This window comes from Ilumatobacter sp. (assembly GCF_965215205.1).
Taxonomy (GTDB): Bacteria; Actinomycetota; Acidimicrobiia; order Acidimicrobiales; family Ilumatobacteraceae; genus Ilumatobacter_A.
This window is the reverse complement of sequence record NZ_OZ244049.1, coordinates 636,217-662,875: the sequence shown is the minus strand read 5'-3', so window position 1 is coordinate 662,875 and position 26,659 is coordinate 636,217. Positions and strand designations below refer to the sequence as shown.

The following is a 26,659-nucleotide window of genomic DNA, read 5'->3' as shown; positions in this document are numbered from 1 at the left end:
GCGGTCGGATCGGTGGCCCGCGAACCTAGGGTGGGGTCGATGAGCGCGTGCACGGACCCCGGCGCTGGAGCGGTGGACCCGGGTGGATGAGGACACCTCGCAACGGCCCGGGATCGGGGCGTTCGGCGACTTCATCAAGAGCCAGCGCAAGCTCGCCGCGATGTCGCAGCGCGAGCTGGCCAAGCTGGCCGACCTCTCCGACGCCTACCTGTCCCAGCTCGAGCGGGGCCTGCACCAGCCGTCGGTCCGCGTGCTCCACGGCCTGTCCGATGCGCTCAACGTCCCGACCGAGCGCCTGCTGCGCTTCCTCGGGCGCCAGAGCGACCAGGAGGAGGCCCCTCCGGGGGTGCGGGCGACGGAGTCCGCGATCCTCCTCGACGACGACCTGACCGACGTCCAGAAGCAGTCGCTGCTCGACATCTACCGCTCGTTCCTCACCGCGAACGAGCTCTGATCACCTCACCGGCGGTTCAGGCCGGTTGCAGCTCCTCGTCGCGCTCCTCGGCGCGCTTGCGGGCGTAGCGGTCGGCGACGCGCTCGCTGGTCGCCATGCGCTTCATCAAGCGCTCCTGGGCCTCGGCCCCCTCACCGGAGAGCCCCCCGATGTTGCCCGCGTCCCACTGGCGCAGGACGACGGGGGCCAGGATCTGCTCGTGGTGGATCTGCAGGTCGTAGATGCCGGCCTTGGCGATCCGCTTCGAGTGCTCGTCGAAGCCGGGGATGCCGGTGCCGGGCATCGCGAAGCTGCGGACCTGCTTCTCCATCGCGATCATCATCCCGTTCGGGTCGGCCTCGACGGCGGCCGACGCGAGGTCGCGGTAGAAGAGCTGGTGCAGGTTCTCGTCGCTGCACACGCGCTTCATCACGTCGTAGCCGACCGGGTCGCCCATCTGCAGACCGGTGTTGCGGTGGGAGATGCGCGTCGCCAGCTCCTGGAGGGCGAGGTAGACGAAGCCCTCGTGCAGCGACTCGGGGTTCGGCGTCTCGCCGAGCGACACCTGGGCCATCCGTCCGCGCTCGAGCTCGACGAGGTCGATCGCCTGGGTGGCCGCGAGGTACCCGTAGATCACCATCGAGTGGCGCCCCTCCTCGGCCGTCCAGCGACGGACCCAGGTGCCCCACGGCCCGTCGGCGCCGAACAGGCCCTCGACGGTGCGGAAGTAGTACGGCAGGTTGTCCTCGGTGAGCAGGTTGACGTAGAGCGCGCTGCGGACCTCGGGGGTCAGCGTGTGGCCGTCGAGCTCGGCGTCGGAGGGCGACCACTCGTGGCCGGGTTCGATGTCACGCCCACGAGCGTGGGGGACGTGCTCGTGGGGGAACCACTCCTTCGACGTGCTCAGGTGGCGTTCGAGGAGCTGCTCCACGACGGGCGTCAGCTCGGAGAGGATCTCCTGATCGTTCACGACCGCCAGCCTACCGACAAGTAGGTAGGGTCATCCACCCCCAGTCGAACGACCCCGACGACGACCGGTCCCGACGACGACCGGCCCCGACCACCACCGGATGCCGGCATCGGCGCGGTGTCACGGCGCCGCCGCGGTCACGGCGACGGCGGACGGCCGGGTGGGACCTCGACGCGAGCCGCCGCGTTGGCCTCGGCGAGCACGTCGGCGGGGGGCCGTCCGAGCGATCGCGCCGCCGCGACGACGTCGTCCCACTCGACGCTGCGGTTGACGACCTCCCCGCCGATCGACGCCACCTTCACCGAGATCTCGTGACCGCCCACCCGCACGGCGGTCGAGGTGCGTTCGAGGACGTGGCGGGTGACCAGGTGCTCGCGCACCCCGATCGTCGTGGTGTGGTCGAACACGACCCGGCGCAGCACGATCGCGTCGTGCGGGTCGCACAGCACCGAGAGCGTCGTCGCCGGCCGCCCCTTCTTCATCAGCACCGGGGTCGTCCACGCGTCGAGCGCTCCGGCCGCCAGCGCGGCCGCCACGACGCCCGGCCAGATGCGGGGGTCGCAGTCGTCGACGTTCGCGTCGATCCGCAGCGCCACCCCGGTCCCGATCGCCGGATCGGGACCGCCGACGGTGCCGTCGGCCGCGTCGCCGATCACGAGCCGGCAGGCGTTCGCGACCTCGTCGCCGTCGCGCTCACCGGCCCCCGAACCCGTGGCGCCGATGCGCAGGGTCGGCAACGGCCCCCACTCGTCCACCCACTCGGCGAGCAGCGCCGCGCCCGTCGGCGTGGTCGCCTCCCATCGCGCCGGACCGGCGGTCACCGTCGCGTCGGCACCGAGCACGGCGAGCACCGCGGGGACGGGGACCGGCAGCGGACCGTGCGCCCCGCGCGTGCGCCCGCCCCCGAGGCTCAGGGTCGAGCAGACGAGGCGGTCGAGCCCGAGGTGGACGAAGCCCGCGCACACCCCCACCACGTCGGCGATCGAGTCGAGCGCCCCGACCTCGTGGAAGTGGACGTCGGCGATCGCGATGCCGTGGACCTCCGCCTCGGCCGCCGCGAGGCGCCGGAACGTCGACTCGGCGCGACCGCGCACCTCCGCGTCGAGCGGGGCGAGGACCCCCACGACGTCGTCGAGGTCGCGCACGACGCCCGAGTCGGGGACCTCGACGTGCACGCGCGTCGCTGCGAGACCGGCGCGACGGACGCGCTCGGAGCGCAACCGCACCCCGAGGTCGAGCGCGTCGATGCTCGCCGCGGGGACCGCGAGCGGGACCCCGGCGCCGACGAGCGCGCCGAGCAGCATGTCGCCGCTCGCTCCCGCGGTGCCGTCGATCCACCCGATCACGGGGTCGGCCCCGGACGGGTCGTGTCGAGCAGGCGCAGAGCGCGCACGGCGGCGCTCGCCGCCCCGAAGCCGTTGTCCACGTTGACCACGACCACGCCCTGCGCGCAGCTCGCGAGCGCGCTGTTCAGCGCGGTGGTGCCGCCGGCCGCGACCCCGTACCCGACCGAGGTCGGCACGGCGACCACCGGGGCGGCCACCAGCCCGCCGAGCACCGACACGAGGGCCGCGTCCATCCCGGCCACGGCGATCACGACGTCCGCCTCGCGGATCTCCTCCAGGCGCTCCTGGAGACGCCACAACCCGGCGACCCCGACGTCGACGAACGACTCGGAGCGCACCCCGCAGAACTCGAGGGTGCGCGTCGCCTCCCCCGCGACCGCGAGGTCGGAGGTCCCGGCGGCCACCACCGCGACCCGGCCCGCGCGCGTCGGCGACGTCCCGTTGACGAACGCGGTGCGCGAGGGCCGGTCGTCGTCGATCCGCTGCCGATCGGCCGGATCGATCGCGGCGAGCTGGTCGGCGGTCAGGCGCGTCAGCAGGAGCGGTTCACCCGTCGCGGCGAGATCGGCGACGATCGACGCGACCTGGTCGGGGCTCTTCGGCTCGCAGAGCACGGCCTCGGGCATCCCGATCCGCTCGGTGCGCCGGTCGTCGTGGCGGTGCACCCCCTCGCGCATCAGCGCGGCGCCCCCGGCGCGCCGACGAACGCACGGCCGGGCCGGTACGCCTCGTCGTCGAGGCCCACCGTGGTGATCTCCGGCTCGACGGCGCGCATGGCCGCCGCGACCGCGTCGAGCGCGGCGCCGTCCACGAGGTGCCGGTCACCGGCGGGCACCTCGACCAGCACCGCGGTGCCCCGGATCCGGCACCGCACGACGTCGACCCCCAGCAGCTCGCGCAGCGCACGCTCACCGGCGTCCACGGCACCCAGGCGCGACGCGGTGACCCGGGTGCCCGTGTAGAGGCGGCTGGCGAGGCACGGCGACGCCGGGAGCTCGGCTTCGGCCAGACCGAGGCGTCGAGCCATCGCCCGGATCTCGGACTTCGAGATGCTCGCCTCGACGTAGGGGTGGGCGACGTCGTGCTCGGCGGCCGCGACCAGCCCCGGCCGGTACTCGCCGAGGTCGTCGAGGTTGGCCCCGCTGAGGATCCGCTCGCCGCCGCCGCCACCGGGGGCCGCCGCCCGGTGCTCGCGCACCTCGTCGATCGCGGCGTACAGGTTCCGCTTGCAGTGGTAGCACCGGTCGGTCGGGTTCGCGAGGTACCGCTCGTCGTCGAACTCGCGCGACCGGACGATCACGAGGTCCCACCCCTCGCGCCGGGCGTGGTCCACGACGCGCTCGGTCGCGTCGTCGGGGACCGCGGGGGTCACGGTGTGGGCGACGACGGTCGCGGCGGGATCCTCGCGATGCGCGACCGTCGCGAGGAGCAGCGAGTCGATCCCCCCGCTGCACGCCACCACCCGACGGGGGACGGTCGCGAGCAGCGAGCGCAGGCGGGACGACGCCGCCTCGGGGTCGGGGCGCGCGCTCATCTCCACCTGCATGCGCGCCAGTGTTGCGGATCACCGCCACGGATCCACAGGCGTCGCACGCTGTCGTCGGGCGTGGCAGCCTCTCCGGGATGTCGCGCCTGTTCGTGTGCCTGTGGCCGCCCGACGACGTCGTCGACGCCCTGTGCGAGCTCCACCGCAAGGACCAGGTGGGAGCTCGCTTCGTGCCCCCGGAGAACTGGCACGTCACCCTGCGCTTCCTCGGCGACGCCGACCCGGCCGAGGTGGCGCACGCCCTGGAGGGGGCCGATCTGCCCCCGGCGTTCGTCGAGCTGGGCCCGGCGGTCGACATCGGTGACCGCGGCACCCTGTTCGTCCCGGCGACGGGAGCCGCCGAGCTCGCACGATCGGTGGTCGACGCCACGCGCGGCCTCGGCGACGCCCCGGTGCGGCGGCGCTTCCTCGGGCACGTCACCCTCGGGCGGGTCCGCCGCGGAGCGAACGTGCCGCGCGTGCTGGGCGACCTCGTCCACGCGTCGTGGGAGCCGGCCCGCGCCTCGCTCGTCGAGAGCACCCTGCGGCCCACCGGGGCGCGCTACGAGACGTTGCGGACGTTCCCGATCGGACGCGGCTCGACGGACCCCGACCGACGCTGACCGGGTCCCGTCGCCGAGGTGGCGGCGACGGCGCCCGCGGCGCCGGGACCACCGCGCTCGGGGCACGGAGGTCGGATGACGGGCACGCGCCGGTCGCGGACCCGGCGTCTACTGTCGGGCGGTGCCCACGCCCGAGGTCGAGACGCTGCGCGAGTTCTACTCGGCCATGCACGGGACCATCGAGGTCCGTCGCCGGCTGGTGACCGACGTGGTCGAGGGGCGCCCGCCCGACCCCGAGGGCGTCGGGCACCTGCGCGTCGTGCGCGACGCGCTGCGCGCGATCCCGTGCACCCCCGACGGCCGGCGCCTCGCGCGCAGCGACGGTCGCTCGATCCACGTCGACCTCGCCTACGAGCTCGACGAGCTCGACAAGGACCTCGCCTTCCTCGCTCACGGTGACGAGGCGGTGCTCGACCTGCTCCGCGAACGCCGACCCGACGCGGACGACGAGCGCTCCGAGCTCGTCGCCGCCCTCGACGACGTGGACCTGCGCACCTTCGTCACCGATCGCGACGGCACGGTGAACAACTACTGCGGGAGGTACGCGTCCTCCGTCCAGTCGGTGTGGAACGCCGTGTTCCTCACCCGGTTCGAGCGATCACGGGTCGAGCGCGCCCTGGTGCTCACCTCGGCACCGCTCGACGACATCGGGATCGCCGATCTCACCGTCACCGCGCCGGGCACCTTCGTCGTCGCCGGGTCGAAGGGTCGAGAGTACGTCGACGAGGCGGGACGTCGACGCCGGTACCCGATCGACGACGACCGCCAGCGGCGACTCGACGAGCTCAACGACGGGCTGGACGACCTCCTCGGACGCCCCGGCCGCTCCGTGTTCACGCTCATCGGGTCGGGGCGCCAGCACAAGTTCGGCCAGACCACGATCGCCTACCAGGACGTCACCGACTCGGTGCCCGACGATCGCGCCGCCGAGTTCCGCGAGGAGGTGACCTCGCTGGTGCGCGAGATCGATCCCGACCGGTCGTACTTCCGGATCGAGGACACCGGGCTGGACCTCGAGCTCGTCCTGACCGTCGACGACACCTCCGACGGTCCGTCGCGCGACTTCGACAAGGGCGACGGCCTGCGGTTCCTCGACGCCGACATCCCCCTCGGGATGGATCGGGGCGCCTCGCTCGTCTGCGGCGACACGGCGTCCGACGAGACGATGATGATCGCGTCGGCCGAGCTGGCGCCGCAGGTGCGCACCGTCTACGTCACGGCGAACCGGCAGCGCCGTGCCGAGGTCAGCGCCGCCGTCGGCGACACGCTGTTCGCGAGCGAGCCCGACGTGCTCGTCGCCGCGCTCAACGACCTCGCCGGGCGCTGAGCGCAGCGGCCGGGCCGCTCCGTCCGGCGGGCGTCGCGGCGCGCCGTCTCCCCGGGCGGCCTCGACGGGTCGCGCCGGGTCGTCCGTGGGGCGCGCCGGTCAGGTCGCGGCGAAGGTGCCGTCCAGGCGGGGCCGGGCGCCCTGCGCGCCGGCGTCGACGTCGCCGTCGGCCACCAGCTTGACCAGGTGGCCGAGGACGCTCGCGCCGGCCGGGCGGTGCAGCTCGACGCGCACGTCCGCGTAGAGGTCGGTGACGATCTCGGGGATGGTCGACCGGCCGCGGCGCACCGCGTCGAGCACCTGGCGCTCGCGCTCGATCCGGTGCTCGACGAGACCGCCGACGTAGCCGGCCGGATCGGGGATCGGGGGGCCGTGGGTCGGGATCGCCACGTCGTCGCGCCGACCCGCGACCACCCGCAGCGACGTCATGTACGCGTCCATGTCGCCGTCGGGGGGTGACACCACCGTGGTGCTCCAGCCCATCACGTGGTCGCCGGTGAACAGGATGCGCCCGGCCTCGTCGCCGTCCAGCGCGAAGCAGGTGTGGTTGGAGGTGTGACCCGGGGTGTGCAGCGAGGTCACCGTCACCCCGTCGCACGCGAACACCTCGTCGCCGTCGCGCACCTCCACGTCGGGGGCGAAGTCGGTGTCGGTCGACTCCTCGACGACCGGTTCGCCCGCGGCGTCCGCCGCGTCCGCGCCGCCCTCGTGGTCCACGCCCGGCGCGCCGGCCCCGTCGGCGGGAGGGCGCCCGAAGTCGTCGGGCAGCGATCCGATGTCCCAGTCGGCCCCGCCGGCCCCGTGGGGCCCGTGCGCGAAGGTCGGCGCGCCCGTCTCGGCGCGCAGCCACGCCGCCAGCGGCGAGTGGTCGGCGTGGCAGTGGGTGACGAGGATCGCCCGCACGCGCCGCCCGTCGAGGGCCCGGGCGAGGGCGTCGCGGTGGTCGTCGAGCAGGGGTCCGGGATCGATCACCGCGACGTCGTCGCCGCCGCCGACGATGTAGGTGCCCGTGCCCCGGTAGGTGAACTTGGACGGGTTGCGCGCGACCACGCGCCGCACCCCCGGCGCGACCGACTCGGGGGCCCCGTAGTCGAAGTCGTCCTCGGCGAGCGTCAGGAAGCGCATCGGCTCAGTCCACCACCCCGCACCCGCCCCCGACGAGGGCGGGGAGCGCTCCCGGGCGCCGTCTCGCGCTCACGACCACTCCAGCGCCCGCATCGCGCCCACCGGGCGGCCGTGGCCGAGCACGGGTTCGCCGACGAGGTCGGCGACGGCGGCGTGGACGCCGTCGACGTCGACGCCCAGGCGGCGCAGCAGCTCGACGGTCGCGACGCGGCGCGCCGCGTCGGATCCGTCGGCGATCTTCAGCGCGCCCGCCGTCCCGTCCGCGAGCGCCGCCACCAGCACACCGGCCGCGCCCTCCTTCGCGACGAGTCCGTCGACGGCCACCATCCACCGGGTGACGTCGCGCCCGGTCCCCCCGACGAGGTCCGGGTGGGCCCGCATGGCCCGACGCACGGGAGATCCCTCGACGACCAGGCGCGACAGGGCGCGCGCCGCGTCGGCGAGCGCCATCACGTGGGTCGGCGCTCCGCACCCGTCGACCCCGATCGCGACCACCGACGACCCCGCCCGGTCGGCGAGGCGCTCGATCTCGCCGACGATCGCCCGCTGGAGGGGGTGGTCGCGTTCGAGGTAGGTGTCGATCGGCCAGTCGTTCACCCGGCACGTCGCGAGCATCCCGGCGTGCTTGCCGGAGCAGTTCTGGCGCAGCGCGCTGCGCGCCTCGCCGGCGGCGATCGCGGCGGTCCGCTCCTCGGACCCGAGCGGGTGGTCGGCGGTGTTGGCCAGATCGTCGACGCCGAGGTCGTGGGTGCGCAGGATCTCCTCCACCGCGGCGAGGTGGACCCGCTCGCCCGAGTGGCTGGCCACCACGACGGCGAGCGTGCGATCGGGGAGGTCGAGCCCGGCGCGGACCATCGCCGAGGCCTGGAACGGCTTGAGCGCGGATCGTGGGAAGACGGCGAGCTCGGGGTCGCCGACCGCGTCGACGATCACCCCGTCGGCGTCGACGACGACCGCGGCGCCCGCGTGGATCGACTCGTCCACCCCGTCGCGCGTCGCGACGACCAACGGCCGGAACGACGCCGGCGAGAACCGGGTCCCCGGCGTCGATCCCACGGCGGCGACCGTAGACGCCGCCCGAGCCGCGCACCCGCTCCACCTCCGCCGCGGGTCGGACCTCGGGCGGGCGCGAGTCGCAGCTCCGCGACGCAGCGGCGGGGAGGTCGTGGGACGATGAGGGGGTGGACGAGCGACCGATCCCGGACCGCGGAGGTCGAGCGAGCGGACCCGCCGCGGTCCCCGGCGAGCTGCGGACGTGGCTGGCCGATCAGGTCCGGTCCCGGGTCGTCGGACCCGACGCCGACGCACGACACCTCGAGCTGTTCGACACCGGTGAGGCCGGCTGGTTCGACGACGACGCCCCGATCCGACGGGTCCACGCCGACGCCTCGATGTTCGTCGGTGGACTGCGTGCGCTGCTGTTCCAGTCGCTCCACCCCCGCGCGATGGCGGGCGTGGCCCAGCACTCCGACTACCGCCACGACCCCTGGGGTCGGTTGCAGCGCACGGCCGACTTCCTCGCCGCCACCACGTTCGGTCCCGCGAGCGAGGCGGAGCGCGCCGTCGAGGTGGTCCACCGCGTCCACGACCGGGTCGTCGGCACGACCGTCGACGGCCAGCCGTACGCCGCGAACGATCCCCACCTGCTGCGCTGGGTGCACATCGCCGAGCTCGACAGCTTCCTCGCCGCGCACGATCGCTTCGGCGAGCGCCCGCTCGTCGGCGACGAGCGCGACCGCTACGTCGCCGAGTCCGCCGTCGTCGCTCGGGCGCTCGGCGTGATCGAGCCGCCGACGACGGAGCGGGCGCTGCGACGCCAGCTCGCCGCGTTCCGCCCGGAGCTGCGCGGGACGCGCGCCGCTCGCGAGGCCGCGCGCTACCTGCTGGTGCGACCGCCGCTCCCGATCGCCGGTCGTGCGCCCTACGCGATGATCGCGGCGGCCGCCGTGTCGCTGATGCCGGCCTGGACGCGCTGGCCCCTGCGGCTGCCGTGGATGCCGGTGAGCGAGGCGACCGTCGCACGAGCGCTCGGAGACGTCGTCACGCGCACCCTCCGCTGGGCGGTCGTGCCCGCGGATCGACGTCTTCCCGTCACCTGACCCACCGGGCGCCGCCGAGCCCGCGCGACGACGCACGGCGGCGGCGGGGTGCGGTCCGATCAGCGCGCGGCGGCGAGGGCCGGCGCGAGGTCGCCCGCTCCCACCACCGTCACGCCCCGGTCGAGCTGGAGCCAGGCGGCCATCAGCTCGAGCTCGGCGCGCAGCTCCGTCGACACGTGCTCGGCGTCGATGCCGGGCTCGCCCCACGCCGCCTGGACCAGCAGGCGACGACCGGCCCGATCGGCCTTCAGGTCGACGCGCCCGACGAGGCGGTCACCGAGGAGGAACGGCAGCACGTAGTAGCCGTGGGTGCGCTGCGCACGCGGCACGTAGATCTCGATGCGGTAGCGGAACCCGAACAGCCGCTCGGCGCGCGGACGGCACCAGACGACCGGGTCGAACGGGCTCAGCAGGGCTCGCGCCGAGACCCGCCGGGCGCGCACGGCATCGGGGTGGAGCAGGGCCGGCCGGTCCCACCCCTCGACCCGCACGGCCTCGAGGCGCCCCTCCTCCACCAGCTCGGCGAGCGCACGGCGGGTGTGGCTCAGGCGGTGGTAGTCGGCGAGGTCCGACGCGACCCCGACCCCGTGGTACCTCGCCGCGAGCACCAGGAGCTCCTTCTTGGCGTCGTGCTCGGACGGGGTCGGCGCGTGGAGGACCTCGGGCGGGATGACCCGCTCGCTGAGGTCGTACACCCGGGCGAAGTCACGCATCCGGCGCTCGGCCGTCACCTCACCGGTCCGGAACAGGTGCTCGAGGGCGCGCTTGCCGTCGTCCCAGTCCCACCACGTCCCCTTCGGCCGGTCGCGCATCTCGAGATCGGCGGCGACGAGCGGGCCCTCGTCACGGACGCGCGCCAGCACGTCGTCGACGAGGCGGCGATGATCGGCCGCCCACGCGCGCAGCCCCGCCCAGCGGGGGTGGTGCTCCATCGCCCAGCCGAACAGCGGCCGCTGGGCGATCGGCACGTGGCACGCCTCGTGGACCCAGTACTCGAACAGCTCCCCGGCGGCCGTCGCGTCGGGGATCAGCGTGCGCGGGTGGGCGCCGAGGCGCGCGAACAGCGGCAGCTCCTGGCTGCGCACCACGACGTTGACCGAGTCGATCTGCACCACACCGACGTCGTCGAGGACCCGTCGCAGGTGGCGTCGATCGACGCGCCCCGACGGGCGCGCCCGCGCGAACCCCTGGGCGTGCAGCGCGATGCGACGGGCCTGCGCCGACGACAGCTCCGTCACCGCCCGACCCCGCCGCCGGTCAGTCGTCGCCGACGGAGATCTCGACCGAGTTGATGACGACGTCGTCCTTCGGGCGATCGCCGCGCGCCGTCGGCACGTTCTGCATCGTGTCGAGGACGTCGAGGCCCTTCACGATCTGGCCGAACAGGCTGTACTGGGGAGGGAGCCCGACGCCGGAGGGGCCCGACACGAGGAAGAACTGGCTCCCGTTCGTGTTCGGCCCGGCGTTGGCCATCGCGACCGAGCCGATCTGGTACTCGCGCGGCTGGGGCAGCTCGTCGCCGAACTTGTAGCCGGGCCCGCCGGTGCCGGTGCCGGTCGGGTCGCCGCCCTGGCACATGAAGCCGTTGATGACGCGGTGGAAGATGACCCCGTCGTAGTAGTGGTTCAGCGCGAGGAACACGAAGTTGTTGACCGTGTTCGGCGCCTTGATCGCGTCGAGCGCGATGACGATCTCGCCGAGGCTCGTGTCGAGGGTCGCGGTGTAGCGCTTCGAGGTGTCGATGCCCATCTCCGGCGGCTCGGAGAACGTCTGCTGCTTGGGGGCGGAACCGTCGAAGGGCGGGAAGTCTGTAGCCATGGCGGCGCACCCTACCGAGGCACCTCCCGAGCGACCGCCGAGGCGACCCCGACGACGTTCCCGTGACGGAGCCCTCGGCCTCCGTGCGAACCGGCGGTCCGGCCGCACGGTCGCGGTGGCGGCGCACCGGTCCGGCACCCGTGACGAGCCCGGCCCCGCCCGCCGACGAAGCGGGTCGAGCCGCCTCCGAACATCGCGTCGGCCGGTCGATCCGACACCCCGCCGGTAGAGTCGGAGCACAACTTCCCACGTGGAAAGGGCACGCCAAATGTTCGAACGCTTCACCGACAGAGCACGCCGAGTCGTGGTGCTGGCCCAGGAGGAGGCGCGCCTCCTGAACCACAGCTACATCGGCACCGAGCACATCCTGCTCGGGCTGATCCACGAAGGAGAGGGCGTCGCCGCGAAGGCGCTCGAATCCCTCGGCATCTCCCTCGAGGCCGTGCGCAGCCAGGTCGAGGAGATCATCGGCCAGGGCGGCTCGTCGCCGTCGGGCCACATCCCCTTCACCCCGCGCGCGAAGAAGGTGCTCGAGCTGTCGCTGCGCGAAGCGCTCCAGCTCGGCCACAACTACATCGGCACCGAGCACATCCTGCTCGGGCTGATCCGCGAGGGCGAGGGCGTCGCCGCCCAGGTGCTCGTCAAGCTCGGCGCGGACCTGTCGCGCGTCCGCCAGCAGGTCATCCAGCTGCTCTCCGGCTACCAGGGCCCCTCGGGCTCGTCGGGCGGCGGTTCGGGCTCCTCGTCGGGGAGCGGGCGCGAGACCGCCGGCGCCGGCGTCGGCCCCGGCTCGAAGGAGGACGAGAAGGGCGGCAACTCCCAGATCCTCGACCAGTTCGGGCGCAACCTCACCCAGGCCGCGCGCGAAGGCCAGCTCGACCCGGTGATCGGCCGCAGCCGCGAGCTCGAGCGCACGATGCAGATCCTGTCGCGCCGCACGAAGAACAACCCCGTGCTGATCGGCGAGCCCGGCGTCGGCAAGACGGCGATCGTCGAGGGCCTCGCCCAGAAGATCGTCAACAACGACGTCCCCGACACCCTCACCGACAAGCAGCTCTACACCCTCGACCTCGGCTCGCTCGTGGCCGGATCCCGCTACCGCGGCGACTTCGAGGAGCGGCTGAAGAAGGTGCTCAAGGAGATCAAGTCGCGCGGCGACATCCTGCTGTTCATCGACGAGATCCACACCCTCGTCGGCGCCGGTGCCGCCGAGGGCGCGATCGACGCCGCCTCGATCCTCAAGCCGATGCTCGCGCGCGGCGAGCTGCAGACCGTCGGCGCGACCACCCTCGACGAGTACCGCAAGCACGTCGAGAAGGACGCGGCGCTCGAGCGTCGCTTCCAGCCGGTCAAGGTCGAGGAGCCGACGCTCGCCCACACGATCGAGATCCTCAAGGGCATCCGCGACCAGTACGAGTCCCACCACCGCGTCACGATCACCGACCAGGCGCTCGTGGCCGCGGCGAACCTCGCCGACCGCTACATCTCCGATCGCTTCCTCCCCGACAAGGCGATCGACCTGATCGACGAGGCCGGCTCCCGGCTGCGCATCAAGCGGATGGCGACCCCGCCCGACCTGCGCGAGATCGAGACCAAGCTCGCCGACGTCCAGGAGGCCAAGAAGACCGCCGTCGAGGACCAGCAGTTCGAGGAGGCCGGCCGCCTGCGCGACGAGGAGAAGAAGCTCCTCGAGGAGAAGTCCGAGAAGGAGTCCGAGATCAAGGAGTCCGGCGTCGACCTCTTCGACGAGGTCGACGAGGAGGCGATCGCCGAGGTGCTGTCGCTGTGGACCGGGATCCCGGTCTACAAGCTCACCGAGGAGGAGACCGAGCGACTGCTGAAGATGGAGGACGAGCTCCACCGGCGGATCATCGGCCAGGAGGACGCCATCAAGGCCGTCAGCCAGTCGATCCGCCGCACCCGCGCCGGGCTGAAGGACCCGAAGCGCCCGTCGGGCTCGTTCATCTTCCTCGGCCCGACCGGCGTCGGCAAGACCGAGCTCGCGAAGACGCTCACCGAGTACCTGTTCGGTGACGAGAAGTCGATGATCACCCTCGACATGAGCGAGTACATGGAGCCCCACGCGGTGAGCCGCCTCGTCGGTTCGCCCCCCGGCTACGTCGGCTACGAGGAGGGCGGCCAGCTCACCGAGGCCGTGCGGCGCAAGCCGTTCTCGGTGGTGCTCTTCGACGAGATCGAGAAGGCCCACCCCGACGTGTTCAACACCCTGCTCCAGATCCTGGAGGAGGGCCGTCTCACCGACAGCCAGGGCCGCTCGGTCGACTTCCGCAACACGGTGCTGATCATGACGTCGAACCTGGGCACCCAGGACCTGCGCAAGGCCAACGTCGGCTTCACCCAGGACGACTCGGCGATGAGCTACGAGCGGATGAAGGAGAAGGTCAACGAGTCGCTGAAGGGCCACTTCCGACCCGAGTTCCTCAACCGCATCGACGAGACGATCGTCTTCCACGAGCTCGCCCGCGACGAGGTGCTGCAGATGGTCGACATGCAGATGGAGCGCCTCGTCAAGCAGCTCGAGGGCCAGGGGCTGGGCATCGAGGTCAAGCAGGGGGCCAAGGAGCTCCTCGCCGATCTCGGCTACGACCCGACCCTCGGCGGTCGTCCGCTCCGCCGGGCGATCCAGCGCCACGTCGAGGACGCTCTGTCGGAGAAGATCCTGTACAAGGAGTTCTCCGCCGGCGAGATCATCGTGGTCGACACCGAGGACGATCCCGACAGGGAGGGCAAGCAGCGCTTCACCTTCGAGGCGGTCGAGGGCTTCGTGCCCCCCGCCTCGGTGGAGCTCGAGCTGACCGCCACCGAGCCGCCCAACCCGGCGCAGGGCGAGGGCGGCGAGCTGCCCCCGCCCGAAGCGGACTGACCGACCCGGACCGGACCGCGGGCCCCGGTGACCGACCCGGTCGCCGGGGCCCGTCCGCGTCCCGACCCTCGGTGCGGCGGTGCCGCCGTGGACCCGTCGACGCGTGACATGCTCGGGCGGTGACGAGGGCGGTGACGGAGATGCGCGCGAGGGTGGGAGCGGTCGTCGCCGCGGTGCTCGCGCTCGCCGTGGTCGCGAGCGGGTGCCAGCTCGACGTGGTCGTCGACGTCGACGTGGCGCCGGACGGCACGGGGGTGATCGTCGTGGTCGCCGAGGCCGACGCCGAGCTCGTCGAGCGCGTGCCGACGATCGCCGACGACCTCGTGCTCGACGACGTCCGCGACGCCGGCTGGGAGGTCGCGGGGCCGGAACCGGCGCCCGACGGCGGGCTGACGCTCACCCTCACGCACGGCTTCGAGGGCGAGGACGAGGCGACCAACCTGCTGCGCAGCCTCGGTCCGCCGTTCAACGACCCCGTGCTCGGGCGTCGCCAAGACAACGAGACCGCGACGAACACGGTGCGCGCCAACCTCGGCCTCCCCGACGGCTTCGCCTCCTTCGCCGACGACGACCTCGTCTCGGCGGTCGGCGGCGTGCCCTTCGCCGACGAGTTCGAGGAGCAGGGGGCGGACCCGACGAACTCGATGTCGGCGATCCTGCGCGTCTCGCTCCCCGGCGAGGCCGTCGCCGCGGGGACCGACGCGGCGGCGGTGATCGGGGGCGACGGCTCGTTCGAGTGGACGGTCCCCCTCGACGGCTCCATCGTCGAGGCGACGGCCGAGACCGAGCAGGCCCCCGACTCGGGCGCGGCGTGGGCACGCCCCCTGTCGATCGCCGCGCTCGTGGCGTTCTGGGTGTGGGTGGCGCTGATGACGCTGTTCATCGGCTACGTCGCCGTCGCCCGATGGCGCCGGATGCGTCGATACCGCCGCCGGGGCCTGCCCCTCGCGGACCGACGCCGGATCTGAGCGCGGGGCCGCCGGTCCGGTCGGCGTCGTCGCCGACCCGCGGCCCGATCCGGGCGCCGACCCGGCGGCCGGGTCGGTCGACGATCCGCGTCTGCGACGCACCCCCGTGCGCACCATGGCGCCATGGCTGCCCGATCCACGTCCGCGAAGAAGGTGCGCACCCTGTACGCGTGCAGCGAGTGCGGTGCGCAGAGCCCGAGGTGGGCAGGTCGCTGCACCGGCTGCGGGGACTGGAACACCCTGGTCGAGGAGGTCGGCGGCGGCGGCGGCGACGAGGCGCCCGCCCCGTTGGCGCCGTCGAAGCGCTCGGGCCCGGCACGGATCGGCGACGTGCGCACCGACACCGCTCGTCCGGTGCCCACCGGGATCGACGAGCTCGACCGCGTCCTCGGCGGTGGCCTGGTCGCGGGGTCGGTGACCCTGCTCGGAGGGGAGCCGGGCATCGGCAAGAGCACCCTCCTGCTGCAGCTCCTCGCGCACCGCACCGGCACCACGCTCTACGTGAGCGCCGAGGAGAGCGCTCGCCAGGTCCGCCTGCGCGCCGAGCGCCTCGACGCGATCCGACCCGAGCTGTGGCTGCACGCCGAGACCTCGCTCCCGCACGTGATCCGGGCGATCGAGGAGACCCGACCCGAGCTGGTCGTGATCGACTCGATCCAGACGATGGTCGATCCCGACCTCTCCTCGGCGCCGGGCAGCGTGGCGCAGGTGCGCGGGTGCGCCCACCGACTGGTCAACGAGGCCAAGGAGCGCGAGGTGGCCGTGGTGCTCGTCGGCCACGTCACCAAGGACGGCAACCTGGCCGGCCCGCGCGTGCTGGAGCACGTCGTCGACACGGTGCTCCAGTTCGAGGGCGAACGCCACCACGCGCTGCGGCTCCTGCGCGCGGTGAAGCACCGCTTCGGCCCCACCAACGAGCTGGGCCTGTTCGAGATGGTGGGAGCCGGGCTCGTCGCCGTGCCCGACCCGTCGACGATGTTCCTCGCCGACCGCCGGACGGGCATCCCCGGTTCGGCGGTGGTCCCGACGATCGAGGGACGTCGTCCGATCGTCGTCGAGCTCCAGGCGTTGACGACCCCCGGGGTCCCCAACGTCCCGTCGCGCCGGAGCGCGCAGGGCATCGACGGCGGACGCCTGTCGATGCTGATGGCCGTGCTCGGCCGGCGGGGCGGGCTGCCGATCGGCGACCAGGACGTCTACGCGTCCGCCGCCGGCGGGGCCAAGCTCGCCGAGCCGGGCCTCGATCTGGGGATCTGCCTGGCGGTCGCCAGCGCGATGTCCGACGTCCCGCTCCCGGCCGACCTGGCCGTGTTCGGCGAGGTCGGCCTCGGTGGCGAGGTGCGCCAGGTCGGCCACGCCCCGCGCCGGGTCACCGAAGCCGCCCGGCTCGGCTTCGGGCGGATGATCGTCCCGGCCTCGTCGCCCGACGTCGACGAGTCCGACGACGGCCGGATGCACCTGGTGCGGGTGAGCACGCTCGCCGAGGCGCTGCGGGCCGCCGGGGTCGTCGGCCGCGGCGCCGTCCCGGAACGGGCGTGAGGTGAGAGCACGGAGACGGTCGCGGATCCGCCGCCCGCACCGATGAAGCGACACCCGATCGTCATCTACACTGACCGTGATGGAACTGCGGTACGGGAGCGCGAACGAGCAGATGCGCCACGCTCTCGCTCGGATCGCTCCCGGGACGCCGCTGCGCGACGGGATCGAGCGGGTGGTCCGCGCCAAGGCCGGAGCCCTGCTCGTGCTCGACGACGGCCCCGACGTGCTGTCGATCTGCTCGGGCGGGTTCCTCGTCGACGCCCCCTACAGCCCGCAGCGCCTGTCGGAGCTCGCGAAGATGGACGGCGCGATCATCATCTCCGAGGACGGCGGGCGCATCGCGCGGGCGAACGTCCACCTCGTCCCCGATCCCACGGTCCCGACCAGCGAGACGGGGACCCGCCACCGAACGGCCGAGCGCGTCGCCCGGTCGCTCGCGGTCCCGGTCGTGTCGGCGAGCGAGGAGATGGGGGTGATCAACGTCTACGCCGGTGGGGGCAAGCGCCAGCTCCAGGAGATCGGCCGTCTGCTCGAGCGAGCCAACCAGGCGCTGCAGACCCTCGAGCGCTACAAGACCCGCCTCGACGACTCGATCTCGAACCTCACGGCGGTCGAGGTCGAGGACGTGGCCACCCTGCGCGACGTCGCCTCCGTGGTGCAGCGCGGTGAGATGGTGCACCGCATCGCCGACGAGATCGAGACGATGATCGTCGAGCTCGGCGTCGACGCCCGGCTGCTGCGCCTCCAGCTCGACGAGCTGTACGGCGAGATCGACGACGAGCTCGAGCTCGTCGTCGCCGACTACGTCGCCGACGACCGCACGGCGGCCGACACCCTGACCGAGATGTCCCGTCTCACCGACGACGAGGTCCACGACCTGCGCCGAGCGGCTGCCACCCTGCACCGGATCGCCGACGTGAGCGACCTCTCCCAGTCCGTCGCCCCGCGCGGTCTGCGGCTGCTGCATCGCACCAACCGCCTCTCGTCGGACTCGGCGACCGCGATCGCCCGGCACTTCGAGGGGTTGTCCAAGCTGCAGCGGGCGACGGTCGAGGACCTCGAGGCCGTCAACGGGGTCGATGCGACGACGGCCGCCGAGGTCCGCGAGACGCTGGCCCGCGTGACGGAGTCGGCGATCCTCGACCAGTACAACTGACCTCGCGCCCGCCCGACGCAGCCGCGACCGACCCGACAGAGAGCCCGCCACCGTGACCCTCGACCCCTCCGCGACCACCCCGACGGGCTTCGACGAGATCCCGATCCTCGGTCTCGGCGCGATCGACGGCACCGATGCGGAGCGGCGCGAGCTGGCCGACCGCTTCTGCCGCATCTGCCACGAGATCGGCTTCCTGGTCGTCACCGACCACGGCGTCGATCCCTCGGTCGTCGACGACGTGTTCGCGCTGATGTCGGAGGTGTTCGCCCTCGACGACGCCGACAAGGCGCGCATCGACAAGGTGCGCTCCCCCCACTTCCGGGGGTGGGAGGCGGTCGGATCGGAGCACACCAACAACCGCGTCGACGTGCGTGAGCAGATCGACACCTGGACCGAGTGGCCGGTGTCGGACGATCCCGACGCGCCGATCGATTCTCGCCTCCTCGGCCCGAACCAGTGGCTCCCCGACGACGTCGTCGCCGGGCACCGGGACGTGACGACGCGCTGGACGGACGAGCTCGGACGCCTGGCCGACCGGCTGCTCGGCCTCGTGGCGCTCGGGCTCGGGCTCGACGAGGACCACTTCGTCGCGATGTTCGGCGACGGGTCGATGTCGCTCACCAAGATGATCTCCTACCCCGCCACCCCCGAGGGCTCGGCCGGGGTCAACGCCCACCACGACGCCGGCTTCATCACCCTCCTCGCTCCCGGCACCGTCGCCGGGCTCCAGGTCCGCAGCCCCCACGGTGGGTGGATCGACGTCCCGATCGTGCCGGGCGCGTTCGTCGTCAACATCGGCGAGATGCTCCAGGCCGTGACGGCGAACTACCTCGTCGCCACCCCCCACCGCGTGATCACCTCCGAGCCACGGATGTCGGCGGCCTACTTCCACGGACCGACCCTCGACACCGAGCTCACCCCTCTCGCGCTCCCCGCGGAGATCCACGACGCCGTCGCGGCCAGCCCGCGCCACGCGTCGGCCGGGTTCATGGCCAGCGCCGCCGAGACGGATTCGGGGATCGACGACATGGCGAGCAGCCACCGGGCGACGACCTACGGCGAGCAGCTGTGGAACTACTTCCGCCGCAGCTACCCCGACAACGTCGCCCGCCACCACGGCGACCTGACGGACGACGAACCGAGCTCGACGACGAGCGAGCGGCGGGCGACGGTCGGCTGACCGGCGACGCGGCGAGCATCGAGGACCGACCGGACGTCGGCGCGCTACCGACGGGTGCGGACGATCCGCTCGAGCTCGGCCAGACCGACCCCGTCGAGGGTGTCGACGACGTGGACCCCGTCGATCTCGGGCACGGCGACCACGTGCGGGACGGCGATCGTCGTGCACCCCGCGGCGACCGCCGAGGCCACCCCGGTGGGCGAGTCCTCGATCGCGACGCAGCGCGCCGGGTCGACGCCCACCAGAGCCGCGGCCGCGAGGTAGGGATCCGGAGCCGGCTTGCCGTGCTCGACCTCGTCGCCGGTCACCGACCCGGAGAACGCACCCGCCGGGGCGGCGGCGAGCACCGCGTCGGCGAAGCGTCGCCACGACATCGTGACCAGGACGCAGGGGACCTGGGCGTCGCGCACCTCCTCGAGCAGCTCGCGCGCGCCGGGTCGCCAGGGCAGGCGGTGCCGGCACCTCTCGACGACCCCGTCGAGCAGACGTTCGACGATCGCCGGCGGCTCGAGGTCGACCCCGCCGCGCGAACGCAGCTCGGCCGCTGCGTCGAGGAGGTCGAAGCCGACGATCGAGTGCGCGTCGGCGGCGCTCCACGTCCCGCCGAACTCGGCCACGAGCTCGCCCTCGGTCCGGATCCAGTAGGGCTCGGAGTCGACGATCGTGCCGTCCATGTCGATGAGCAGCGCATCGAGGTCTCGCACCGCCCGATCCTGCCACCCGCCGCCCGCCGAGAGGTGCCACCCGGCGGAGCCCGAGCCGATCGGCTGCTCCATCGACCCGCCGTGATCAGGTACCGCGGCGGAACACGGTGACGACGTCCTCCCCGATGCGCTCGCGCTTCTCCGGGTCGTCGATGCCGAGGCCCTCCTCGGGCGCCAGGCACAGCACGCCGAGCTTGCCCTCGGCCTCGTTGTGGTGCACCGCGAGGGCGGCGTCGCCGACGCGGTCCAGGCTGTACACGTCGGTGAGCAGGGGCTGGATGCGTCCCTGGTCGATCAGCCGGTTCGCGGCGTACGCCTCGTGGTAGTTGGCGAAGTGGGAGGCGATGAGGCGCTTGAGCTTCATCCAGAAGTGGCGGTTGTCGAACTCGACCATGTAGCCCGACGTCGCGGCGCACGTGACGACGGTGCCGGCGCGCTTGACGGCGAAGATCGAGGCGCCCATCGTCGATCGACCGGGGTGCTCGAAGACGATGTCGACGTCCTCGCCGTCGTTGAGCGAGCGGATGTCCTTGCCGAAGCGACGCCACTCCGACTCGTCCTGGGTGTGCTCGTCGGACCAGAACTCGTAGCCCGCCGCCCGGCGATCGATCACGGCCTCGCAACCCATCCGGTTCAGGATCTCGGCACGCTCCGGTGACGAGACGACGCCGATCGGGGTGCCCCCGCCGTTGAGCACGTACTGCACGGCGTACCCGCCGATCCCGCCGGTCGCCCCCCACACGAGGACGCTGTCGCCCTGCTTCATGCGCGCCCCGTTGCCACCGACGAGCATCCGGTACGACGTCGAGTTGCACAGCGCGTTGACCGCCGCCTCCTCCCACGTGAGGTGGGTCGGCTTGGGCATCAGCTGGTTGGCCTTCACCACCGAGAGATCCGCCAACCCGCCGAAGTTGGTCTCGAAGCCCCAGATGCGCTGGTTCGCGGCGAGCATCGAGTCGTCGTGCGCGGACGGGTCCTGGTCGTCGACGTGGTTGCAGTGGACGGTGACCCGATCTCCCGGCTTCCAGTTGCGCACCGCGGCGCCGACCTGGAGGACGACACCCGACGCATCGGAGCCGATGATGTGCTGGTCGATCGCGTGACGGGCGCCGTACTCGCTCTCGCGCCCCAGGCGGTCGAGGAAGCCGAACGTCGGGAGCGGCTCGAAGATCGACGTCCACACCGTGTTGAAGTTGATGCTCGACGCCATCACCGCGAGGTACACCTCGTCGGGGGCGAGGGTGGGCCGGGCCACCTCGTCGACGTGGATCGACTGGCGCGGGTCCTTGTCCCACGATTCCGTCCCCTCGAACATCGAGGTCTCGTCACGCTTCACGAAGGCGGCGCGGTAGCTGTCGGGCAGCTCGAGCGCAGCGATGTCCTCTCCGCTCGCTCCGGCCTGGATGGCTTCGAGGATCTTCTCCATCCGATCCACGTTACCGATCGGTAACCGAGGGATCGAAATCGCGCCGTGGGGGCGGATCAGCCGCCGATGAAGTTCGGGTCCCCCCAGGTGCGGAGCCGGTGGTGCTGCTTGACGCCGCGGTCTCCGTAGCCCCAGGTCTCACCACCCTCGATGTAGTTCAGCGCGGCCTGCGTGTACCACCGACCGCTGAACCACACGCCGGTGCACCCCCAGGCGTCGCCCGGCCCGTAGGTGGCGCCGCGCTCGACGGTGTTCAGCCACGTGTAGACGCCCTCGAAGCACGCACGCCAGGTCGCGTAGGTGTAGTCGAGGTCGTAGGCCGACGAGGTGCGAGCGTTGACGTCGTACTCGAAGGCGCTCTGGTGGTACGTGTCACGGACCTGCCCGAGGCCCCACGACTCGCCCCCGTCGCCGTTGGTCCGCTGGTACCACCACGACTCCTTGACCACCTGGGCACGGGCGATGTCCTCGTCGATGCCCCACTTGCAGGCGGCCCACTGGATGATCTCGTCGGTGGTGCCCGCGAGATCGCCGTCCACTCGGCCGAAGCCCGACCAGTCCGTGCGGTTGTTGGCCGAGGAGCGCCCGCCGCGACGGCGCGGCCGGGTCCGGGGCCACGGAAGCCGACACCTCGCCGTCGAACACACGCCCGACCGTCGAGGCGGGCGCGCCGCCGAGGAGAACCCGTGTCCCGCGCTCCCGCCCATCGAGGTCGCATCACCGTCACATGACGTGACCTGGCCGTCACGGAGCCGCCTCGTCCGAGGCGCCGCAGCCGGTGAGACGCGCCGCCCGACGCAGCGGTGGTCGGCCACCGCAGCTTGCCCCGCCACCACGGGCGAGGGCTACCGTGGCCCCATGGCATCCACAGGTACCTACATCGTCGCCGGCGCCCGCACCCCGATCGGGAAGATGAGCGGCGCCCTGGCGTCGTTCTCGGCTGCCGACCTCGGCGGGATCGCGATCGGCGAGGCGTTGACCCGCGCAGGGGTCGCCCCCGACGAGGTCGACCACGTGATCATGGGTCAGGTGCTCATGGCCGGCCAGGGCCAGGTGCCCAGCCGCCAGGCGGCGGTGGCGGCCGGCATCCCGATGAGCGTGCCGGCGGTGAACGTCAACAAGGTCTGCCTGTCGGGCCTGAACTCGATCTACCTGGCCCACCAGATGATCGCGTCGGGAGACGCCGACGTCGTCGTGGCCGGCGGCATGGAATCGATGACCAACGCCCCGTACCTCGCCGAGGGCGCGCGGGGCGGGTTCCGCTACGGGAACACGGAGTTGAAGGACGCGATCATCGCCGACGGGCTCTGGTGCTCGTTCGACGCGTGCCTGATGGGCCTCGGGACCGAGCAGTACGCGTCGTCGACGTCGATCACGCGCGAGCAGCAGGACGAGCTCGCCGCCGAGTCGAACGAACGGGCCGCCACGGCGATCAAGGACGGCAAGCTCGCCGAGGAGATCGTGGCCGTGTCCGTCCCGCAGCGCAAGGGCGACCCGATCCTCGTCGAGGACGACGAGGGGGTCCGACCCGGCACCACCGTGGAGACGCTCTCGAAGATGCGCCCGGCGTTCGACCCCGAGGGATCGATCACCGCCGCGAACGCATCGCAGCTGTCCGACGGCGCGTCCGCCGTCGTGGTGATGTCGAAGGAGACCGCCGAGGCCCGCGGCGTCGACGTCCTCGGGGAGTTCGTGTCCTACGGGATGGTCGCCGGCCCCGACAACGCCTCGCTGCTCACCCAGCCGAGCCGCGCGATCCGCCAGGCAGCCGACAAGGCCGGCGTGGACGTGGCTGACCTCGACCTCTTCGAGATCAACGAGGCCTTCGCGGCGGTGGGTCTCGCCTCGATCGAGGAGCTGGGGATCAGCTCCGACATCGTCAACGTGAACGGCGGCGCGATCGCCCTCGGTCACCCGATCGGGATGAGCGGCAACCGCCTCGCCCTGACCCTGCTGCACGAGCTCGCACGGCGTGGCGGCGGCATCGGCGCTGCGGGGTTGTGCGGCGGTGGCGGCCAGGGCGACGCGATCATCCTGCGCACCGTCTGAGCCGTGGCGGCCGCGTGGTCCCACGTTGAGCGTCCGCGTGACGCTCTACGTCACTTCTGACCACGCTGAAACGACGTTACAACGCATCGAGTGGCGACGATGAGCGCTCCGCAGCGGGAGCTGTCGTCATCGATGTCTTTTCGTTCGAGGTGTTGACTTTGGGTGGTCGCCTTCGTAACATAATCTCAACAACTTGATCGCTCGTCCGATCGGGAGCACGATCCCCCGGGGTCACCGAACGGACGACACCTTCTGAGGCACCAGCAATTCGAACCGGCCCGTCCGCCCGCTACCGGTTCGTTGAGTTGGTGCCTCAGTTCATTCTCCCCACGAGGTGCTGCACGGTCGGGTCCGCCGCTGACCGCCCTGGGGCGCTGTCCGCTCAGTCCTCGACCGCCCGACGCCCCTCGAGCGCACGGCCGAGGGTCAGCTCGTCGGCGTACTCCAGGTCGCCGCCGACCGGGAGCCCGCTGGCGATGCGGGTCACCGACAGCCCGATCGGCTTCAGCAGCCGAGCGAGGTACATCGCGGTCACCTCGCCCTCGGTGTTCGGGTTCGTGCAGAGGATGATCTCCTCCACCCCCTCCGGCTCGATGCGGGCGACCAGCTCGCGGACCTTCAGCTGCTCGGGACCGATGCCCTCCAACGGGCTCATCGCTCCGAGCAGGACGTGGTACCGACCCCGGTACTCCCCGGTCCGCTCCAACGCCACCACGTCCCGGGACTCCTCCACGACGCAGAGCACGCGACCGTCGCGCCCCTCGTCCGCGCAGATCGGGCACAGCGGGCCGTCCGCGACGTGGAAGCACCGGTCGCAGAAGCGGACGCGCGACTTCGCGTCGGTGATCGACGCGGCGAGGCGCGTCACCTCGTCGGCCGGGACCTTGAGCAGGTGGAAGGCGATGCGCTGAGCGGACTTCGGGCCGATCCCGGGCAACCGACCGAGCTCGTCGATCAGCGTCTGGACGGGTGCTGTGTAGTTGCTGGCCATCTCGGCTCTCCATCGCGTGGATCGATCGGTGCCCGCGCGCGCGGCCTCCGAGGGGGGAAGGTGCGGATGCGGGGCCGCCTCACGTGCGCACGCGGTCGTCGGTCGCGACGGCCGCGACCACGTCAGATCGGGTCATCGACCAGCTCCGACCCCGGGAACGCCTCGGCGAGGCGGTCGATCGGGGTCTTCACCGACTCCGGCGGGGCGTCGACGAGGTCGTGCACGTCGATCTCGTCGTCGTCGGGGAGCTCGTCGGCAGCGCGCGCCCACCCGGCGTCGGGATCGGGCCCGGGGCCCTCGGTCCGCGCCCGGTCCGCGATCTCGCGCCCGTTCGGGACCGCTGCGTCGTGCACGACGCGCAGGTGCGGGTCGCCGGGCGCCGCCTCGGGTTCGTCGCTCACGGGATCGTGGGCCAGCGCGCCGCTCGTCGCTCCGTGGCCGGACCCCGAACCGGCGGGCGGACGGGCCGAGCGCGTCGCCGCCGAGGCGGACCCGGTGCTCCCCGTCCCGGTGCTCCCCGTCCCGTCGCTCGAGACGGGCGCGCTCGGCGCCGCCGCCTCGTCGGGCGCCGACGGCGGGCGGGGTGCCGACGGCGATGGCGCCGCGACGACGGCATCGGCCGACCGATCCGACCCGGCCGCACCTCGGTCGGACCGCTCGGGTTCGGCTCGGTCGGGAGCGACGCGGTCGTCGCCGCCGCCCTCGACCACCAGCTCGACGGTCACCGGCGCCCCGGAGCGCGCACCGATCGCGGTCTCGACGGCGAGGCGGTGCTCCTCGCACTTGGCGCGGTGGGTCTCGTTGGGCAGGGCGAGCGTGACCACGTCGCCCGTCGCGCCGACGTAGGTCGCCGGCGAGTAGACGGCCCGGGCCATCCCCTTCAGGCTCGGCCGCACCGCCTCCCAGTCGCTCGCCGACACCTGTCCGGTCGCCCGGGCGGCGGGCACCGGGTCGGGCTCGGAGGCGGGCTGATCCACGGCGGGCCGATCGGAAGCGGGCTCATCGGCGGCGCGCTGATCGTGGGCTCGGTCGTCGGCGCGCGGAGCGCCGGGTGCGACGCGACTCGAGCCCGCGGGTTCGCCCGATCCGGTCGAGGGGTCCGCCGGAGTCGGGGTCGGGGTCGCAGCGCCCGGGCCGGACGCGCCGAGGCGCGAGCCCAACGCCCTGCGGCCGCTCCCCGTGCCGCCGTCGCCGGGGGTCCGGGTCGTGGCAGCGGGTCGCCCGTCGGGCTCCGCCGACGGCGATCCCGCTGCCGGCCCTGCGTCGACGCCCGACCTCGTCGCCTCCGCCGTCCGCGTGGCTCGCGATCCGCTCGCGGCCGGGTCGGCGGGCGCGTCGGCCGTTCCGATCGGGGTCGGAGCCTGCGGGACGCCCTCGGCCACCCGTCGCTCCAGGCGATCGAGGCGGGACGCGATCGCCGCCAGGTCCGACGAGGCCTCGGGCGAGGTCAGGCGCACGGTCGCGACGTCGAGCAGGACGCGCGGGTCGGGGGCCTGGCGCATCTCCGTCAGCGCCGCGCCGAGGTGCTCGATCCCGCGCACCGACCCCGCGGCGCCGAGGCGGCCGGCCAGGTCGGTGATCGCCTCCAGGCGACCCGAGGGCAGCTGCACGAGCTCGGGCGCCATCAACGACAGGAACCCGTTGCGCAGGAATCCGATCAGCTCCTCGGTCACGGTGCGTGGGTCGCGCCCGCTGGCGATCGCGCGCGCGACCACCTTCAGCGCGCGCCCGGGGTCCTGGTCGATCATCGCCTCGACGAACTCGTCGAGGGCGATCACCTCGCTCGCCTCGCCGCCACCGTTCGCGATCAGCTCGAGCGCCGAGAGCGCGTCGCGCGGGGAGCCGGCCCCTCGGTCGATGACCTCCTCGATCGCCCGGTCCGACACCGTCAACCCGGCGTCGCCCGCGACCCAGCGCACGTGGTCCGACAGGGTGTCCGCGCCGAGGAGGTGGAACTGGAGGTGCTGGGTCCGGCTGCGGATCGTGTCGGACATCTTCTGCGGGTCGGTCGTCGCCAGCACGAAGACCACGTGTGGCGGTGGCTCCTCGAGGGTCTTCAGCAGCGCCGCCTCGGCCCCCTTCGAGAGCATGTGGACCTCGTCGAGGATGTACACCTTGTGGCGGCCCGGCGTGCCGAGCGACGCCTTCTCGATGAGGTCGCGCATCGCGTCGACGCCGTTGTTGCTCGCCGCGTCGAGCTCGTGGACGTCGTAGCTGGTCCCCGCCTCGACGGAGGTGCACGACGCGCACTCGCAGCAGGGTTCGCCGTCACGGGGGTCATCGCAGTTGAGCACCTTCGCGAGGATGCGCGCCGACGTCGTCTTGCCGGTGCCTCGCGGACCGGAGAACAGGTAGGCCTGCCCCTCGCGCCCCTCCGCGACCGCCGAGCGCAGCGCCCGCACGACGTGGTCCTGACCCTTGAGCTCGCCGAAGCGACGAGGCCGGTAGCGGCGGTAGAGCGACTGGGTGGCCATCGCCGGTCACACTACCGAGTGA

23 protein-coding genes are annotated in these 26,659 nt (G+C 72.9%); 10 read left to right on the top strand and 13 right to left on the bottom strand.

The genetic code is table 11. The annotated features are described in order from the left end of the window. Nucleotides 1-82 precede the first annotated feature (82 nt). Nucleotides 83-454 carry a helix-turn-helix domain-containing protein gene (locus tag ACOOHC_RS03205; protein WP_420452569.1) on the top strand — a complete coding sequence of 124 codons (372 nt, stop codon included), beginning with the start codon at nt 83-85 and terminating at the stop codon, nt 452-454. A gap of 16 nt (nt 455-470) precedes the next feature. Here the strand turns inward: ACOOHC_RS03205 and ACOOHC_RS03200 are convergent, their stop codons facing one another. From ACOOHC_RS03200 to ACOOHC_RS03185, 4 genes are all read right to left on the bottom strand, one after another. After that, entirely contained in the window at nt 471-1,403 is a 933-nt protein-coding gene (locus ACOOHC_RS03200; RefSeq protein WP_420452568.1) for an acyl-ACP desaturase, read from the bottom strand. Nucleotides 1,404-1,540: 137 nt separating this feature from the next. Next, complete coding sequence (gene larC / locus ACOOHC_RS03195; protein ID WP_420452567.1) at nt 1,541-2,749, bottom strand: nickel pincer cofactor biosynthesis protein LarC; 1,209 nt, start codon at nt 2,747-2,749, stop codon at nt 1,541-1,543. Next, the gene (gene larB, locus ACOOHC_RS03190; protein WP_420452566.1) at nt 2,746-3,426 is read right to left on the bottom strand and encodes a nickel pincer cofactor biosynthesis protein LarB; all 681 of its coding nucleotides are present in this window, start codon (nt 3,424-3,426) and stop codon (nt 2,746-2,748) included. Before larB ends, larC begins: the two co-directional genes overlap by 4 nt. Then, entirely contained in the window at nt 3,426-4,295 is an 870-nt protein-coding gene (locus ACOOHC_RS03185) for an ATPase (protein ID WP_420452565.1), read from the bottom strand. The genes larB and ACOOHC_RS03185 overlap by 1 nt, the downstream gene beginning before the upstream one ends. Before the next feature lie 77 nt (nt 4,296-4,372). On the opposite strand from ACOOHC_RS03185, the gene thpR reads away from it, so the two are divergent. Further along, nucleotides 4,373-4,897 (top strand): RNA 2',3'-cyclic phosphodiesterase, encoded by a 525-nt coding sequence (gene thpR, locus ACOOHC_RS03180; RefSeq protein ID WP_420452564.1) that lies wholly within the window; start codon nt 4,373-4,375, stop codon nt 4,895-4,897. Nucleotides 4,898-5,018: 121 nt separating this feature from the next. After that, a complete protein-coding gene (locus ACOOHC_RS03175; protein ID WP_420452563.1) occupies nt 5,019-6,224 on the top strand; it encodes a trehalose 6-phosphate synthase in 1,206 nt (401 codons plus the stop codon). Nucleotides 6,225-6,323: 99 nt separating this feature from the next. On the opposite strand, the gene ACOOHC_RS03170 is transcribed toward ACOOHC_RS03175, so the two are convergent. Both ACOOHC_RS03170 and ACOOHC_RS03165 read right to left on the bottom strand, forming a co-directional pair. Then, a complete protein-coding gene (locus ACOOHC_RS03170) occupies nt 6,324-7,349 on the bottom strand; it encodes an MBL fold metallo-hydrolase (RefSeq protein WP_420452562.1) in 1,026 nt (341 codons plus the stop codon). Between the two features lie 69 nt (nt 7,350-7,418). Further along, nucleotides 7,419-8,405: an asparaginase gene (locus ACOOHC_RS03165; protein WP_420452561.1), complete on the bottom strand. Its 987-nt coding sequence runs from the start codon at nt 8,403-8,405 to the stop codon at nt 7,419-7,421. A 191-nt stretch (nt 8,406-8,596) separates the two neighbouring features. Between ACOOHC_RS03165 and ACOOHC_RS03160 the strand changes: the two genes are divergently transcribed. Beyond that, nucleotides 8,597-9,448 carry an oxygenase MpaB family protein gene (locus ACOOHC_RS03160; RefSeq protein WP_420453848.1) on the top strand — a complete coding sequence of 284 codons (852 nt, stop codon included), beginning with the start codon at nt 8,597-8,599 and terminating at the stop codon, nt 9,446-9,448. A gap of 59 nt (nt 9,449-9,507) precedes the next feature. Here the strand turns inward: ACOOHC_RS03160 and ACOOHC_RS03155 are convergent, their stop codons facing one another. Beyond that, nucleotides 9,508-10,686 (bottom strand): winged helix-turn-helix domain-containing protein, encoded by a 1,179-nt coding sequence (locus ACOOHC_RS03155; RefSeq protein WP_420452560.1) that lies wholly within the window; start codon nt 10,684-10,686, stop codon nt 9,508-9,510. 19 nt (nt 10,687-10,705) lie between these two features. After that, the gene (locus tag ACOOHC_RS03150) at nt 10,706-11,266 is read right to left on the bottom strand and encodes a peptidylprolyl isomerase (protein ID WP_420452559.1); all 561 of its coding nucleotides are present in this window, start codon (nt 11,264-11,266) and stop codon (nt 10,706-10,708) included. Nucleotides 11,267-11,534: 268 nt separating this feature from the next. Here ACOOHC_RS03150 and ACOOHC_RS03145 point away from each other — a divergent pair, with 268 nt between their 5' ends. The 5 genes from ACOOHC_RS03145 (at nt 11,535) to ACOOHC_RS03125 (ending at nt 18,993) form a co-directional block, all read left to right on the top strand. Continuing rightward, nucleotides 11,535-14,150, top strand: coding sequence for an ATP-dependent Clp protease ATP-binding subunit (locus ACOOHC_RS03145; RefSeq protein ID WP_420452558.1), 2,616 nt, complete (start codon nt 11,535-11,537; stop codon nt 14,148-14,150). Between the two features lie 119 nt (nt 14,151-14,269). Further along, entirely contained in the window at nt 14,270-15,118 is an 849-nt protein-coding gene (locus ACOOHC_RS03140; RefSeq protein ID WP_420452557.1) for a hypothetical protein, read from the top strand. A gap of 123 nt (nt 15,119-15,241) precedes the next feature. Further along, nucleotides 15,242-16,657, top strand: a complete 1,416-nt coding sequence (gene radA / locus ACOOHC_RS03135) for a DNA repair protein RadA (RefSeq protein WP_420452556.1) — start codon at nt 15,242-15,244, stop codon at nt 16,655-16,657. A gap of 79 nt (nt 16,658-16,736) precedes the next feature. Continuing rightward, entirely contained in the window at nt 16,737-17,813 is a 1,077-nt protein-coding gene (disA, locus tag ACOOHC_RS03130; RefSeq protein ID WP_420452555.1) for a DNA integrity scanning diadenylate cyclase DisA, read from the top strand. A 52-nt stretch (nt 17,814-17,865) separates the two neighbouring features. Then, nucleotides 17,866-18,993, top strand: a complete 1,128-nt coding sequence (locus tag ACOOHC_RS03125) for an isopenicillin N synthase family dioxygenase (RefSeq protein WP_420452554.1) — start codon at nt 17,866-17,868, stop codon at nt 18,991-18,993. Nucleotides 18,994-19,037: 44 nt separating this feature from the next. Here ACOOHC_RS03125 and ACOOHC_RS03120 read toward each other — a convergent pair whose 3' ends face one another. The 3 genes from ACOOHC_RS03120 to ACOOHC_RS03110 are packed head-to-tail and all read right to left on the bottom strand — an operon-like array spanning nt 19,038 to nt 21,662. Continuing rightward, nucleotides 19,038-19,769, bottom strand: coding sequence for an HAD family hydrolase (locus ACOOHC_RS03120; RefSeq protein ID WP_420452553.1), 732 nt, complete (start codon nt 19,767-19,769; stop codon nt 19,038-19,040). A gap of 13 nt (nt 19,770-19,782) precedes the next feature. Beyond that, on the bottom strand, nt 19,783-21,123 hold the full coding sequence (gene ccrA / locus ACOOHC_RS03115; RefSeq protein WP_420452552.1) for a crotonyl-CoA carboxylase/reductase: 1,341 nt from the start codon (nt 21,121-21,123) through the stop codon (nt 19,783-19,785). A 56-nt stretch (nt 21,124-21,179) separates the two neighbouring features. Next, on the bottom strand, nt 21,180-21,662 hold the full coding sequence (locus tag ACOOHC_RS03110; protein WP_420452551.1) for a hypothetical protein: 483 nt from the start codon (nt 21,660-21,662) through the stop codon (nt 21,180-21,182). A gap of 319 nt (nt 21,663-21,981) precedes the next feature. On the opposite strand from ACOOHC_RS03110, the gene ACOOHC_RS03105 reads away from it, so the two are divergent. Continuing rightward, complete coding sequence (locus ACOOHC_RS03105; RefSeq protein ID WP_420452550.1) at nt 21,982-23,172, top strand: acetyl-CoA C-acetyltransferase; 1,191 nt, start codon at nt 21,982-21,984, stop codon at nt 23,170-23,172. A 382-nt stretch (nt 23,173-23,554) separates the two neighbouring features. On the opposite strand, the gene recR is transcribed toward ACOOHC_RS03105, so the two are convergent. Further along, nucleotides 23,555-24,163, bottom strand: coding sequence for a recombination mediator RecR (gene recR, locus ACOOHC_RS03100; RefSeq protein WP_420452549.1), 609 nt, complete (start codon nt 24,161-24,163; stop codon nt 23,555-23,557). Nucleotides 24,164-24,285: 122 nt separating this feature from the next. Further along, nucleotides 24,286-26,637 carry a DNA polymerase III subunit gamma/tau gene (gene dnaX / locus ACOOHC_RS03095; protein ID WP_420452548.1) on the bottom strand — a complete coding sequence of 784 codons (2,352 nt, stop codon included), beginning with the start codon at nt 26,635-26,637 and terminating at the stop codon, nt 24,286-24,288. Nucleotides 26,638-26,659: the final 22 nt, after the last annotated feature.

What these genes read in the sequence shown, in the direction of transcription:
- larB (WP_420452566.1), bottom strand. Translation starts at nt 3,426, where the DNA reads ATGCGCGAGGGGGTGCACCGCCACGACGACCGGCGCACCGAGCGGATC.
- thpR (WP_420452564.1), top strand. Translation starts at nt 4,373, where the DNA reads ATGTCGCGCCTGTTCGTGTGCCTGTGGCCGCCCGACGACGTCGTCGAC.
- ACOOHC_RS03170 (WP_420452562.1), bottom strand. Translation starts at nt 7,349, where the DNA reads ATGCGCTTCCTGACGCTCGCCGAGGACGACTTCGACTACGGGGCCCCC.
- recR (WP_420452549.1), bottom strand. Translation starts at nt 24,163, where the DNA reads ATGGCCAGCAACTACACAGCACCCGTCCAGACGCTGATCGACGAGCTC.
- dnaX (WP_420452548.1), bottom strand. Translation starts at nt 26,637, where the DNA reads ATGGCCACCCAGTCGCTCTACCGCCGCTACCGGCCTCGTCGCTTCGGC.
- ACOOHC_RS03150 (WP_420452559.1), bottom strand. Translation starts at nt 11,266, where the DNA reads ATGGCTACAGACTTCCCGCCCTTCGACGGTTCCGCCCCCAAGCAGCAG.
- ACOOHC_RS03145 (WP_420452558.1), top strand. Translation starts at nt 11,535, where the DNA reads ATGTTCGAACGCTTCACCGACAGAGCACGCCGAGTCGTGGTGCTGGCC.
- disA (WP_420452555.1), top strand. Translation starts at nt 16,737, where the DNA reads ATGGAACTGCGGTACGGGAGCGCGAACGAGCAGATGCGCCACGCTCTC.
- ACOOHC_RS03105 (WP_420452550.1), top strand. Translation starts at nt 21,982, where the DNA reads ATGGCATCCACAGGTACCTACATCGTCGCCGGCGCCCGCACCCCGATC.
- radA (WP_420452556.1), top strand. Translation starts at nt 15,242, where the DNA reads ATGGCTGCCCGATCCACGTCCGCGAAGAAGGTGCGCACCCTGTACGCG.
- ACOOHC_RS03120 (WP_420452553.1), bottom strand. Translation starts at nt 19,769, where the DNA reads ATGGAGCAGCCGATCGGCTCGGGCTCCGCCGGGTGGCACCTCTCGGCG.
- ccrA (WP_420452552.1), bottom strand. Translation starts at nt 21,123, where the DNA reads ATGGAGAAGATCCTCGAAGCCATCCAGGCCGGAGCGAGCGGAGAGGAC.
- ACOOHC_RS03185 (WP_420452565.1), bottom strand. Translation starts at nt 4,295, where the DNA reads ATGCAGGTGGAGATGAGCGCGCGCCCCGACCCCGAGGCGGCGTCGTCC.